This is a genomic window from Chitinophaga eiseniae, from assembly GCF_012641265.1.
GTDB classification, from domain to species: Bacteria; Bacteroidota; Bacteroidia; order Chitinophagales; family Chitinophagaceae; genus Chitinophaga; species Chitinophaga eiseniae_A.
Window position 1 is genome coordinate 157,968 of sequence record NZ_JABAHZ010000001.1, and the last position, 14,227, is coordinate 172,194.

9 protein-coding genes are annotated in these 14,227 nt (G+C 45.1%); 5 read left to right on the plus strand and 4 right to left on the minus strand.

All coding sequences use genetic code 11. From position 1 onward, the window contains the following. Window positions 1–2: 2 nt before the first annotated feature. Window positions 3–2,321 (minus strand): TonB-dependent receptor domain-containing protein, encoded by a 2,319-nt coding sequence (locus tag HGH91_RS00655; RefSeq protein ID WP_168736544.1) that lies wholly within the window; start codon window positions 2,319–2,321, stop codon window positions 3–5. A 622-nt stretch (window positions 2,322–2,943) separates the two neighbouring features. Here HGH91_RS00655 and HGH91_RS00660 point away from each other — a divergent pair. Beyond that, window positions 2,944–3,459, plus strand: a complete 516-nt coding sequence (locus HGH91_RS00660; protein WP_168736545.1) for a flavodoxin domain-containing protein — start codon at window positions 2,944–2,946, stop codon at window positions 3,457–3,459. 96 nt (window positions 3,460–3,555) lie between these two features. Here the strand turns inward: HGH91_RS00660 and HGH91_RS00665 are convergent, their stop codons facing one another. From HGH91_RS00665 to HGH91_RS31370, 3 genes are all read right to left on the minus strand, one after another. Next, window positions 3,556–4,029, minus strand: a complete 474-nt coding sequence (locus HGH91_RS00665) for an MEKHLA domain-containing protein (RefSeq protein WP_168736546.1) — start codon at window positions 4,027–4,029, stop codon at window positions 3,556–3,558. 10 nt (window positions 4,030–4,039) lie between these two features. Beyond that, window positions 4,040–5,779, minus strand: coding sequence for a thiamine pyrophosphate-dependent enzyme (locus HGH91_RS00670; protein WP_168736547.1), 1,740 nt, complete (start codon window positions 5,777–5,779; stop codon window positions 4,040–4,042). 425 nt (window positions 5,780–6,204) lie between these two features. After that, window positions 6,205–6,327 carry a hypothetical protein gene (locus HGH91_RS31370; protein ID WP_262888280.1) on the minus strand — a complete coding sequence of 41 codons (123 nt, stop codon included), beginning with the start codon at window positions 6,325–6,327 and terminating at the stop codon, window positions 6,205–6,207. Window positions 6,328–6,681: 354 nt separating this feature from the next. On the opposite strand from HGH91_RS31370, the gene HGH91_RS00675 reads away from it, so the two are divergent. The 4 genes from HGH91_RS00675 to HGH91_RS00690 all read left to right on the plus strand — a co-directional run bounded on the left by HGH91_RS00675 (window position 6,682) and on the right by HGH91_RS00690 (window position 14,216). Beyond that, window positions 6,682–7,281, plus strand: coding sequence for an RNA polymerase sigma factor (locus HGH91_RS00675; protein ID WP_168736548.1), 600 nt, complete (start codon window positions 6,682–6,684; stop codon window positions 7,279–7,281). A 61-nt stretch (window positions 7,282–7,342) separates the two neighbouring features. Continuing rightward, complete coding sequence (locus HGH91_RS00680; RefSeq protein ID WP_168736549.1) at window positions 7,343–8,506, plus strand: FecR family protein; 1,164 nt, start codon at window positions 7,343–7,345, stop codon at window positions 8,504–8,506. 355 nt (window positions 8,507–8,861) lie between these two features. After that, window positions 8,862–12,254, plus strand: a complete 3,393-nt coding sequence (locus HGH91_RS00685) for a TonB-dependent receptor (protein WP_247651623.1) — start codon at window positions 8,862–8,864, stop codon at window positions 12,252–12,254. Window positions 12,255–12,275: 21 nt separating this feature from the next. Further along, on the plus strand, window positions 12,276–14,216 hold the full coding sequence (locus tag HGH91_RS00690; RefSeq protein ID WP_247651624.1) for a RagB/SusD family nutrient uptake outer membrane protein: 1,941 nt from the start codon (window positions 12,276–12,278) through the stop codon (window positions 14,214–14,216). Window positions 14,217–14,227: the final 11 nt, after the last annotated feature.

The window sequence follows — 14,227 nt, forward strand, 5'->3', positions numbered from 1 at the left end:
CATCAGAAATTAAAATTCCATGAAATGCTTGGCAGAATGGGGAACAGCGTTACCTGTTTACCTTGTATGGTCTTTTTGTTTTCGTCTACGTCTATATAAATAAAGTATGGATTGCTACGATTATAGACGTTATATACACTCAATATCCAATGACTTTTAAAGCGCCTGGTACTTTCGGGGTTTGGCGTGAAAGTAGCGGAGAGGTCGAGGCGATGATAAGCGGGCATCCGATAGTCATTGATTTTGCCATAGCGGTTGATGTTGGTGTATATTGGCGAATCATTGCTGAAATTAAATCCCAGGTTATAAACAAATCGGCCATTAGGCATGGTGAGCGCGTTACCTGTACTGAATACAAATAAACCGGAGAACGTCCATTTTTCCGACAATTCGTAGTTGGCAACTACACTGAGATCATGTGTGCGATCGTACCGATAGGGAAATGGTTTACCCCCGTTAAGCTCCGCAAAGGTACGTTCGGTGCGACTCAGCGTATAGCCGATCCAGCCGGTGAGTGGCCCTGTTTTCTTCTTGAGCAGTAATTCCAGTCCATATGCCTTGCCGGTACCAAAGATCATTTCACTTTCGATGTTCTGATTGAGGAGCAGTTGGGCGCCTGGCATAAATTCAAGTTCGTTGTCCATTTGTTTATAGTAGGCTTCAGCACTGAATTCATAGCCTTTGGAAAAATCCTTAAAGAAACCTGCTGCGACCTGGTCTGCTACTCCTGGTTTTATCAGGCGGCTCACAGGTACCCATAGGTCGCTCGGAAAAGTGGCTGCGCTGGTGGTGGCCAGGTGCAGGTACTGTACGGTACGGGTATACGAAAGTTTAATGCTCGTTTCCCTGTCGAAGAGGTATCGCATGGCAAGACGGGGTTCAGGGTACATATACTTCGCGATCCGTTGCCCTTTTTTGTAAGCAATTGTTTTACCGGTAGGAACGCCATCTTTTCCGTATACTACATCTGTTTTGGGGCCTACCTGATCGAAGTAACTTACACGTAATCCCGCAAGGATATTTAGCCGGTTACTGATGTCCCAGTCTGCGCTGAGGTATCCGGCTGCCTCACGGCCATATTGTTTGTTAATCTTTGATATAAATTCTTGTTCTCCTGCGCTGGTGCTGCCTGCACCAGGTTTGAACTGATGCCAGGTGCCCTGCCAGCCGGCTTTTAATTTAAGACGGTCGGAGGGGAGATACATCCAGTCATTTTTTACCTGGTAGTCTACAAGTCCTGATGAAAACAATATACCATCTGTATTGTAGGTGATACTGCTGCCAAGTTCAAAGGAGTTATGGAATATTGACAGCTCCTGTTGGATTTTTCTGCTGATTTGAGATTTCCAGGTAGCACCGGCAAGCGTATTTCCCCAATTTGCTTTAAAATGACGGTACCTGTCGGTAGATTCATTTTTATCGTAATTGAAGTTGTCTCTGCCTGTATAGAAATTCAGAGAAATGCTGTTGGCAGCATTTAACTCAATATTCAGCTTAGCGTTAACATCATAGAAATAGTAACCATTATTACCTATCGAATCCGGTGCAATCCAACGGGCAAGCTGATCAATGTAACTACGGCGGGCACTTATAATAAAGGAAGACTTTCCTTTTGACAGGGGCCCTTCTACAGTAAGGCGTGAGGAAATCAAGCCGATACCACCATTAAATTTAAGGCTGTCTTTATTCCCTTCCCTGGAGGTGACGGAAATTACACTGCTCAGTCGTCCGCCGTATTCAGCTGGCATTCCGCCTTTAATGACGGATATGTTTTTAACAGCATCGCCATTGAAAATACTGAATGCACCCAACAGGTGGGTGGGATTATACACAGTAATGCCGTCCATTAGTACCAGGTTTTCATCGGGGCCACCGCCACGAACATATATACCGTTGCCGGCATCGCCGGCATTTTTGACACCCGGAAGCAGCGTGATGGATTTTAATGGATCAATTTCCCCCATTAGTGTAGGTAGTTTTTTCATCTGCTCAATGCTCAACAGATGTGAACTCATCTGGTTGAGCTGTAGAATTCGGTCTGCCTCAATGGTAATGGGTTTGAGCTGAGTGGTACTTTTTTGCAAAACAAAAGCAATGGTGGTATCACTGTACAGTACAATACCCTGACTGCTGCCGGAATAGCCAACCGCGCTAATGGTAACCAGGTACCGGCCCGGAGAAAGATGCAGCAGGGCAGTGCCGGTTGAATCTGTAACAGCGGTGAGTGCGCCTGCCACAATATGGGCACTGATACCCTGGTGTTGATCATTGATAACGCTTACTTTGAGTAATTTCGACTGCCCCAGGACGTTCTGTCCCACAAATAATAAAAATAGAAAGTTCCATAGTCTGATGCAAATGGTTTTCCGCCTGTTTACCATTTTTAGAAGATTAAGCTGGTTTACAGAAAGCTCAGTTTAGTAGAGCCTGTTTATGGTTCTTTAATATGGCCATTTCAGTCCGCATAGTATAAGCTGGTTGAACGGTTTTTCAATTTCAATGCTGGGAATGTAACGATACAAAGGAATGTTGTGCCCATCCGCAATTAATACGACGAAAACACTACTGCGGCCTGGAAAGCGTAGTATAATTGATTATTCATGTTAATGGTTTAAGGCGATAGAAATCAGGACAATCAATAGATGTAACTATTGCTACACTTAAAATCTGGTGCGCCAATATTTTTAATGCTCGATATGGTTTATTAGCTGGCGTTCTCTGATATTAATGTTACAGCTTTTAGCAATAATTACGCCAGAAAGGTGGAGGTTGGAATTAATTTTTCTTTATGAGTTGTCGATATGCGTATATCTATAATATTGACGATAATCAGGATTTATGCTAATAGACATCATATTTCATTCTCTTGGCTGGTTTTAGATTTGAGTAAAGTGATTTACGACCTCAGACTTATTTTTATCACGCATCCTTAAAACCTTAACTATGCAAGGTATTATTATCTATAAAGGCAAGTATGGAGCTACACAGCAGTATGCAGCCTGGTTGTCGGCAGCATTGAATATTCCCGCAGTGACGGGGGGTGGAGAAACGAAAGATCAGTTGGAAGATGCTGACTATATCATCATGGGAACCAGCGTTTATATTGGCAAATTGCAGTTGCGCGACTGGGTGAAGAAGAACAAAGGACTGTTGGCAGGTAAAAAGCTGTTTCTCTACCTGGTGGCTGGTACACCGGCCACGGAAAAGGAGAAACTGAAGGGATACATTACTGCCGGTATTGGCGCTGACATCAGCAATAAATGCACTTGTTTTTTTCTTCCCGGTAAACTGGAATTCAGAAAGCTCTCATGGATGGATAAATGTTTGTTAACTATAGGGGCCAAGTTGGCGAAGGGACGTGGGGAAAGCATTAGCGTTACCGACTATAACGATGTAAAAGCAGAACGTCTTTCCGAATTAATAGCATCTGTGCGTAAACTGAGTGAAGTGTCAGTTTAATGAAGTCTGTCTTTTTAAATGCCTTCTGACGCTCCCCAGGGATTTCTTTAAAACAGATTTAAGAAAAGACCGGCCTTACGGGACCGGCCTTGCTTCTTACCTGATACCTGTATACCAGGCAGGCCTTTCTTCATCATGAAGCCAGAAAAGTGCCGCCTGACCGAACGGTGATCCGTCGGGATTAGTTAATCGCCATACTACGCCGTCATAAATCGTAAAAGTATTTCCATATTTATCAACGCGTGGACCGGTATAGTGATAAGCGATGCCATTGAGCGAGACATCCTGTAACAACCGCTCCCGTTCACTTCTGTCCTGCGGCGCTGCACTCAACCGGGAAGGAAGCTGCAAGAGCTCTGCTGTGTTATATTTAAAACAGGATAAGGCAAATTGATTCGCATAAATAAAATGCGGGTCCGTGCCTGTCCCATGCGCAAGGATGCTATAAGGCGCCTCTTCGTGCAACCACTGGGTGCGCGCCGTAATGCCGGATGGCGTGGGAAGCCCCTTGCCGTTCCTGTTGAGGAAATTCTGGTCTATTTGTGCGATTAAAGAAAGAACTGACGACATGCGTTTGTAATTATAAATTTTTAAGACGGGGATTTTTGCCCAGCTCCTGCTGGTGATCTACGGGTATTTCAATGAGCAGGGAACGTTGCCCTTCCATTTCGATACGATGCAGCAGTTCCCCGAGATTACTCAGATCAGGCTGCAATCGTGCGGCTTCCCATCCACAGGCCCTCGCGATAGCGCAATAATCAATCGCTGTTACACGGGCATGATAATTCGGCGCGGCGATATCAGGCAGTACTTTTTCCAGTCCCTGTTCAACGATAGACAGCGACTCATTGTTCAGCAGGAAAATGACGATGCCCAGCTGGCTCACTTCTCCTAAAGCACCTGAGAACAGGCGGAAGCATCCATCGCCGGTGAACAAGAAAACGGGACGATCAGGGTCTGATAGTTTAGCGCCGACCGCTGCGCCAAAAGCACCGCCCATAGCGGAACCACGATAGAGGGAGTAGAAGTCGATATTATCATTAGGCCTTTGGGTTACATATTGCCGGTCTTTATAAGCCAGGCAAACATCGTCTATCCCCAGCGAATGCGTTGGCCACCACTTATTGAGGCGCTGATATAAAGTAGCCATATTCACATATCCTTCCCTTGGCGTGGCAAACGGTCGGTCGTTCAGATCTGCCGGCGCCTTTGCCACTGGTCTGTTGGTAAAAGGATAGCGTTGACTGGCGCCTATCAATGCGCCTAACAAAACATCCAGCGGTCCGTACACATGGTCATACCCGCCTGTGGCCACGTGGCGCAGACTATTTTCCACCAGTCCATATGCCTCGAAAATATTCCCCAGGAAGAAGGTATGAGCGGCATTAAAACCGTTGAAATTAATGGTGTACTCATCGGGGCAGGCGCCCAGTACTACCAGTACGTCCTGTGCACCAAGCGAATTAAATAAAGACATTGCTTTGTCATTTCCCCCAAAGGAAATATAGCCGTAACCGTAAGGGTTATCCTGGCTCACGGCGTTGGCGCCGTTGATGCTCCAGATGGCGGCTGCCTGTAATTGTTCGCATAGTTGCGTGGTGAGTTGTTTAGCATTGCGATAACGTGCCATTTCTTCTCCTACCAGCACCACTACCCGTTTATCATCCACCGTTTTCCGGAACGTAGACACAAATGCATCCAGGAAGTCGTCTTCTACCGATCTTTCTTGTTCGGGCATCGGCATAGTATACTCTATTAAAGGACTTCCCACGGCTTCATTGTCCAATACCAATACCACCGGTTTGGAGCGGTCCAGCATTGCTTTCGCCTGCGCCAGTTGAGCCGTTAATGAAAACGGATCATTCAGTACAAAAACAGCTTCTCCCAATTCTGCACATAGCTGTGCTACGGTATTGCTGCCATATACGGAAGTGTCCTGTAATGGAGAGAAGCCTATGGTATTACTACCGGAAACGGGCACAATAAAAACTGCGGGTATGTCGTGTAACTTGGCGTCACTGAGTCCGCAGGTGATCAACCTGGTGGCAGCACCGGTAGTGGCCACAGCGGCAGCTATTTTACCGCTTGCCAGATAATAGCCCAGAGGAACAAAGCCAGCGCTGTATTCGCCCAGCGTTAGAAAAGCAGGTTCATTGGAGGGCAGGTCGTCAAAAGGTTTGAGGTGCTTTAGCAGGTGAATAACACCGCCGCCGGTAACGCCGGTGTATAAAGTGATACCCCAATCGGTAAGGGTGTCTACAATGAGCTGATAGTTATCAGCCACGCAGGGTGGGTTTCCATAAAGGTTACGGAGCGTCATAGCATAGTGATTAAATTGATAAATCGCGGTTTTCTGTATGGTTTATTATGAGAACGTTATATGAGGGCTTTTTAAGAAGGCTTGTTGATATGGGTTTTCAAAATGGGTTTACTATATATTGTATAAATTCACTGACGGTACAAGATAAGTAGTATTTGCTGAAGCGCAAATTTTTTGGAATAAGATAGGTTATCGAAGCGTAGTGTTTTTTTGTTATTATCTGCCGGAAGTAAAGCGCCGGCCGGATTTCGGCAGACGATTTACAAAATGTGTAGTATAATTACTACAGTTCTTTCGTATTTATATTACTGAAACGCGTCATCGTGCAGCAACTCAAAAAGGTAGTCGCTTTTCGGATTTTTGTAGAAAGGAATTTTGATCTTTATTTATCAGCGGTATTTTTCCAGGGACTAAAAATGATAAAGCTAAAGAAAGCCAATATCCATACCCCAGAAGCCATCAGAATTATGCACATTAAAAAGTGGTTTGCCTTCCTGGCCGGTAGGTATATGCCTGATCGCTGTTTCAGGTCCGGTATTATTCTGCATGAAAATAATAGCTTTTTATATGTTCAAACATATGTGTTGAATATTCTTCCAAACCGTTATAGGGGATAAAAATAGCATCTTTGACCTTGAGGCCTCTGAATTACCAGAATGATTTTATGTTTATTTATTATAAATTTTATGAATATTATCTTCGGTTTTTAAAATCATATAAATTTTATTGTAAAAAACGTCAAATGTATATATGTTTGTACAAAACAAAGCAACTTTATTCTCAACCCTATTTTTGAACCAGTGCAGCGTAAAGTTTATTCCCAAATCAAAGACAGAAATTCAGTTGTTAGATCAATGCCGGTAAATGCGTTATATCTGAGTAATGGATAAACAGAAATCATATTGTCAACCAGAATAGTCCCGGAAGAGAAAGAGTTACTGCATATGGCTGCTGAAGGAAATAGGGAGGCCTATGGTAATTTATATGCCCGTTATTACGATTCCCTGTATCATTCTCTTTGTTTCCTGGTAAAATCAGAAACGGAGGCGGAAGAACTCATTCAGGAAGCTTTTGTAAAGGCCTGGATCAGCCGTGAAACGCTGATGCTGGTCAGGTCATTTGGTGACTATATCTTCATGGTTGCGAGGAATCTTCGTATCGATAAAATAAGAAGCCGCAGCACCCGTGCTACTGCAGAACTGGTCTACCAGGAGCACCGGCCTGAATTCGAACTGTTATCAGATGATATCTATCTGTATAAGCAATATTATGAAACTGCCTGGGAAGCCATACAGCAGCTCCGTGGGAAGAAAAAATCTATCTTCCTGCTCCGCACACAGGAAGGGCTCACGTTGCAGGAAATTGCCCAGCGTGAGGGGATTAGCAGGTCTGCTGTTAAAAAACATTTATATACCGCATTGGAACAAATGAAAACCGCCCTGGTCAAAAACAGTGACTGGATTTCATTAGCAGTACTGTACATCTGGAATTCCTCCCGTTAAAATTTTTTTTTGAAAAAGGTGTCCATTCTCTTTTTTGCTTACGTCTATTTATTGAGAACTTATGAAGAAACAAGCAGTAATTGTGCTGGCCAGAAAATATGATGCAGGCACCATCACAGAGCAGGAGCGCCTTTCCTGGGAAAAATGGTGTAACAGTGCCTCTCTTGAAGCATTTAATGAAATGTTGCGAGAGGCATTTCCCGGGCGTACTTTTTCCGAAGGACAATTACTTTATCACAGGAAGCAAGCGATAGAATCGTTATTGGATGATGCAGAACGTAGAGAGGGGGGACGTGAAGTTGCGTTTGGCCGCCGGTATTGGGCAGCGGCAGCTGCTGCCGTAATCCTGGTTGCCGGGGCAACATGGTTATACCACAAAACCAAACAACCTGGTATTGACAACTTCCGGGTAGCGGCAAAAATTCAACCTGGCCGCCAGGGGGCCATGCTAACATTGGCTAACGGGCAACAGGTATTGCTGGACAGTCTTGGAAATGGCATCCTCACTGCGCAGCAGGGAACTAATCTCCTCATGGATTCAGGTAAACTGAAATACGATGTATTAAAAAATGAAAGCGGCAATATAGCAACAAATACGATTACAACCCCTAAAGCCAGGCAATTTACCATGGTATTACCCGATGGTTCTGTACTATGGTTAAATTCTTCCAGCTCTGTGAAATTCCCGGTAAGCTTTGCCGGTAGCGAAAGACGTATCGAAGCAAGTGGTGAAATATATATTGAAGTCGCGCAGCGGGCCAATCATCCATTTTTTGTTTCACTTCCCGACCGAACAACCATTGAGGTATTGGGCACAAGTTTTAATGTAAGTGCATATAGCGACGATAAAAATATAACCACTACGTTGCTGACAGGGGCAATAAATGTAACAACAGCGAGTGAAAAAATATCGCTGAAACCCGGACAGCAAGCCCTGACCGGCGAAAATGGCAGCAAAATGGCAATTAATACCAGCCCGGACCTTACCAAAGTAATGGCCTGGAAAAACCGACTATTCAATTTCGAAGGCTCCAATATTAAAGATGTTATGAAACAGCTGTCCAGGTGGTACGATATTGACGTGATATATGAAGGAACACCGCCCGACATCGATTTCGGCGGCAAACTAAGTATGGATATAAGTCTGGATGGGGTACTACATGCCCTGAAAGATGCAGAGGTCCATTTCCGGATGGATGGTCGCCAATTAACCATTCTGCCATAGCAAATAACTATAAGATGGCTATCTGTTATTAGTGTTAAAATATAAGTCAAGTAGTTTATCCTAAATAATTAATGTAATTAATAAACATGGAATAATGACTATCGGATCTATTCGGTATGGCAGCGGCATGCCTTTACCTGTAAACTAACCTGCCTGGAATAATAAAGCCGGAAGAGAACTTGGACCCTCGCTTCCGGCATAGATTCCAATTGGAAAACCGTCGTATACAACAACATTTAAAAATTAAAATCCAACCAAAATTATGCAAAAATCCGCAAACCGTTGTCCGGTTCTGTGGCCAAAGCTACTGCGCAGGCTACGCCATAACGGTGCCCTAAAACATTACTTCCAGGTTATGAAGCTAACTGCTTTAATAATGTGCTTTTCGCTGATGCATGTATATGCAAGTTCGTATTCTCAATCAGTGACTATTTCTGCCAAAGGTGCAGGATTAAAAGTAATTTTCTCTGAAATAGAGAAGCAAACCGGTTATGTGGTTTTCTACAATAAAGCATTGCTGAAAGATACCCGGGCTGTGACGGTGAATGCAACGAATACACCGCTAAAACCCTTCCTGGACCAGGTGTTTGGAGAACAGCCATTAAACTACCGGATTGATGGTAACAACATTGTACTGATTCGTAAGGCCATTCCTGTTGAAAAGAACACATCTGTAGTGGAGACAGTAAATGTGCCGATTGTTATTTCTGGTAAAATAGCAAGTGCTTCGGGCAATGCGTTACCGGGAGCCAGTGTTTATGTTAAAGGCCACCAGGACCGTTTTGCAGTAGCTGACACAAAAGGTAATTATTCCCTGAAGTGTTTTGAAGGAGATGTACTGGTATTCTCTTATATAGGTTATAAGGTGTATGAGGTAACGGTTACCACAACTACTACACTTAATATTACCCTGCAGGAAGATCAAAAGAATATCAACGACGTGGTGGTGGTCGCCTACGGACAGCAAAAGAAACAAAGCATGGTCAGCTCCATTACCACCGTAAATCCGAAGGAGATCAAAGGGCCCACCAGCAACCTCACCACCATGCTGGCAGGACGTATATCCGGGCTCGTATCCTACCAACGAAGTGGTGAACCCGGCGCGGATAACGCGTCATTCTTTATCCGGGGCATTACTTCATTTGGCTCGGGTAAACTGGACCCGTTGATATTAATTGATGGAATGGAATCTACTTCCACCGAACTGGCCCGTCTGCAACCAGATGACATTGCCGGTTTTTCCGTACTGAAGGATGCCGCAGCTGCATCATTATATGGTGCACGTGGCGCAAACGGCGTAATACTCGTTACCACCAAAACTGGTAAATCCGGCGTAACGAAAATGAATGTACGATTTGAAAACTCTATGTCCTCCAATACCCGCAACATTGCCCTGGCAGATAACATCTCGTACATGCAACTGGCCAACGAAGCAGCCATCACCCGCGACAGGCTGGCGCCGTTGCCTTACAGCCAAAACAAGATCGATCATACCAAAGCAGGCGACAATCCTTACTTATACCCCAGCAACGACTGGCTCGGAACGTTGATCAAAAAACATACGAACAACCAACGCCTGAATATCAACCTCTCCGGCGGCGGTCAGAAGGCGCAGTACTATGTAGGTGCTACCATGAACCAGGATAACGGTATCCTGAAAACCCAAAGCGGGAATAACTTCAATAATAACATTAAGTTGAGAAGCTATGAAATCCGCTCCAATGTAAACCTGAAATTAACTTCCACGACGGAAGCTATTATCAGAACCACCGGCGATTTTGATGATTATAATGGCCCCGTTGGCGGCGGCGCGGCTATCTTCCAAAGCGCGCTGAATGCTAACCCCGTGCAATTTCCGGCAATCTTCCCCGCCAGTGATCTACCCAATGTGAAACATCCCTTATTCGGGAATGCTTCCCGCGGCGTCAATGGCGAGGTATATAACAATCCTTACGCATCCATGGTATCCGGGTTCCAACAGTATAGTACCTCTACACTGAATGTACAACTGGAGATAAAACAAGATCTCAACTTTATTATACCCGGCCTCTCTGCCAGGGTCATGGCCTATACAAAACGCTATTCCAGATTCGACCTGAGCAGGCAGTATAATCCCTTCTTTTATGCCGCCAATCCTACTGTTAAAGACCCGGATCAGTACACGCTGTCGCTCTTAAATGAAAAAACAGCCACCGAATACCTGAATTATACTCCCGGTAATAAGCTGGTGAATACCACCACCTATATGGAAGCGGCGGTGAACTACAACCGAACGTTCAACAAAGTGCATAATATCAGCGGCTTATTGATCGGCATTCGCCGCAACTACCTGAATGGCAATGCAGACGACCTGCAACGCTCCCTTCCTTTCCGTAACCAGGGCGTTTCCGGGAGATTCACCTACGGATATGATAACCGCTATTTGCTGGAGGGAAACTTTGGTTACAACGGGTCGGAACGCTTTGCGAAAAATAACCGGTATGGATTCTTTCCATCTATAGGCGTAGCCTGGAATGCAGGCAATGAAAAATTCCTGGAAGGAATGACATATGTCATTTCACAACTGAAATTCCGCGCTACCTACGGACTGGTAGGTAATGACCAGATCGGCAAGCCCGAGGACCGTTTTTTCTATCTCTCGAACGTAAGCCTGAATGACAATAACTTCGCCTCATACTTTGGCGAAAATTACGGCTATTCAAAACCCGGTGTTTCCGTTTCCCGCTATCCGAATAACGATATTACCTGGGAAAAATCCCAGAAGACCAATATCGGGGTGGATCTCGGACTTTGGAATGCGCTCACGGTAACGGTTGACGCCTATAAAGAACGTCGCAGCAGTATCCTGATGTCAAGGGCTTATATCCCGTCCACTATGGGGCTCACTGCTCCCATCAGCGCTAACGTGGGTGTTGCGGAAGGTCGTGGTGTGGATGTATCCATGGATTACAATAAAAAATTTACGAACACCTGGTTGCAGATGCGGGGAACATTTACGTACGCTGCCAGCAAATTGCTGGTAAACGAAGAACCGCAATACCCCGACAATATGCAATACCTTTCCCGTGTAGGCTATTCCCTGGGCCAGGTATACGGATTGGTTGCTGAAAGATTGTTTGTAGATGAAGAGGATGTAAAGAACTCCCCCCGGCAAAATTTCGGAGAAGTGAAGGGCGGAGATATCAAATACCGCGATATGAACGGCGATGGCCAAATTACTAAACTGGATATGGTGAATGGACTGGGCTATCCTACCACACCAGAGATTATTTATGGATTCGGGTTCTCTTTCGGCTACCAGAATTTTGATATCAGTACCTTCTTCCAGGGCTCTGCCCGATCTTCTTTCTTTATAGATCCTGCGTCCATTTCCCCTTTCGTAATGGATGGGGCTAACCAACATGGATTGCTCAACGTGATTGCCCAGGATCACTGGTCAGAAGACAACCGTAACCTGTATTCGTTCTGGCCAAGGCTGGGTACTACACAAAGTAGCAACAACAACCAGCCTTCCAACTGGTGGATGCGAAACGGCGCTTTCCTCCGGATGAAGAGCGCCGAAATCGGCTATAACATCGGAGAAAAGGGAATGAGAAGATATCATATCGCCGGGCTGAGGATCTATGCCAATGGTACCAACCTATTCCTGATCAGCGCCTTTAAACTGTGGGATCCGGAACAAGGTGGCAACGCATTGGGGTATCCCGTTCAGCGTGTATTTAACCTGGGTGTCAACGTTAGTTTATAGCACCAGCCAAAATCTATTACCATGCAATCATTATATACTTATTCAGCGTCAATGAAATCTATGCGCAGCAGGCATTTTACGATTGGACTACTATGTATGGCAGCAGCACTTTTTACTTCCTGTAAAAAAGGATACCTGGATATCGTACCAGATAATGTGCCTACGATCGATTATGCTTTCGCCAACCGCGTGGAAGCAGAGAAATATTTATTTACCTGCTATGCTTATCTCCCAAAAGAAGGCCACCCGGATAAGAACCCCGGATTCAGTGGCGGCGACGAAGCGTGGACTTACTGGCCTATGATTGAAGACTATTTTTACCTCGATCCGTACAATATTGCCCGGGGCTATCAAAATAGCGCCAATCCCAATATGAACTATTGGGACGGATATGATGGGAAATCGTTATGGCAGGGAATCCGGGCATGTAATATCTTCCTGGAGAATGTCCGCAAAGTAATAGACTTGCAACCTTATGAAAGAGACCGTTGGATCGCGGAAGTAAAATTTCTGAAGGCATACTTTCACTGGTATTTATTCAGGATGTACGGCCCCATTCCTATAGTAGATAAAAATCTCCCCATTACAGCATCACCGGATGAAGTAAGAGTATTCAGGCAACCGGTCGATTCTGTGGTGAATTATATCACCAGCCTGTTGGATGAATCCGCAGCGGGTGAAAACACCGGGCTGCCGCTGTCTATCACCAGTTCTACTACAGAACTCGGACGTGTCACTAAAGTGGCTGCACTGGCCATTAAAGCCCGGGTACTGGTAACAGCTGCCAGTCCTTTGTTTAATGGCAACAGTGATTTTACCGGTATGAAAAATAAAAACGGACAGGTGCTCTTTAATCCCCAATACGATGCCTCCAAGTGGACGAAGGCCAGGGAAGCCTGTAAGAAAGCCATTGACCTTGCCAATGCAGCTGGCGTGAGATTATATCATTTCAGCCCTTCCATCTTCCAGGTGGATCATGCTACGCAGATAGAGATGAATATCCGCAATGCAGTGTGTGAGAAATGGAACAGTGAACTGATATGGGGATTAACATCAGACGGAGATCCTACCTACTGGTTGCAAACCTATGCCTGCCCGCAATTGGATCCTAATGCGATTAATCTTAGCCTGAAAGCGAAACTTGCGCCTCCTTTGAAAATAGCGGAGATGTTTTACACACAGCATGGTGTGCCTATCGAGGAAGATAAAACCTGGGACTATGCCAATCGCTACAAGCTGCGTAATGTTACCGCAAAAGATACCGGTATGCAGGAAGGATACAGCACGGTAGGGCTGCATTTTGAAAGAGAGCCAAGGTTCTATGCTGATATGGCATTTGATGGATCCAAATGGTTTATGAAAAACAAAAACTATAACATTCAAAGTAAGCTGGAACAATATTCGGGGAAAAAGCAAACTCGCTTATATTCTATCACCGGCTATTATACCAAGAAAATTGTGAGCTGGAACCTGAATTTTACAACCTCCTCTTTACAAACAGAGTCATATCCATGGCCGGTGATGCGCCTGTCGGACCTTTATCTCCTGTATGCGGAAGCACTCAATGAAACCGGAGGTTCCACGGAGGCATTAACCTACCTGAACCAGATCCGCGAAAGAGCCGGTTTACAGTCGGTCGAAACTTCATGGAGTACTTATTCCAGCAACCCAACGAAGTATGCGTCTGTAAGTGGACTCCGTGATATCATCAGGCAGGAGCGTAGTATAGAAATGGCATTTGAAGGCAGTCGCTTCTGGGATCTGCGCCGGTGGAAAACCGCACCACAGGTACTGAATAGCCCCATTTACGGATGGGATATCCTCCAATCCACTTATGAAGATTATAATCGCAAGGTGTTTTTATACAACATGCAGTTTATTGCGCCCCGCGATTATTTCTGGCCAATCAGGGAAGATAATCTTCAGATCAACCCCAACCTGCAGCAAAATCCCGGCTGGTAATAGCTGATTAT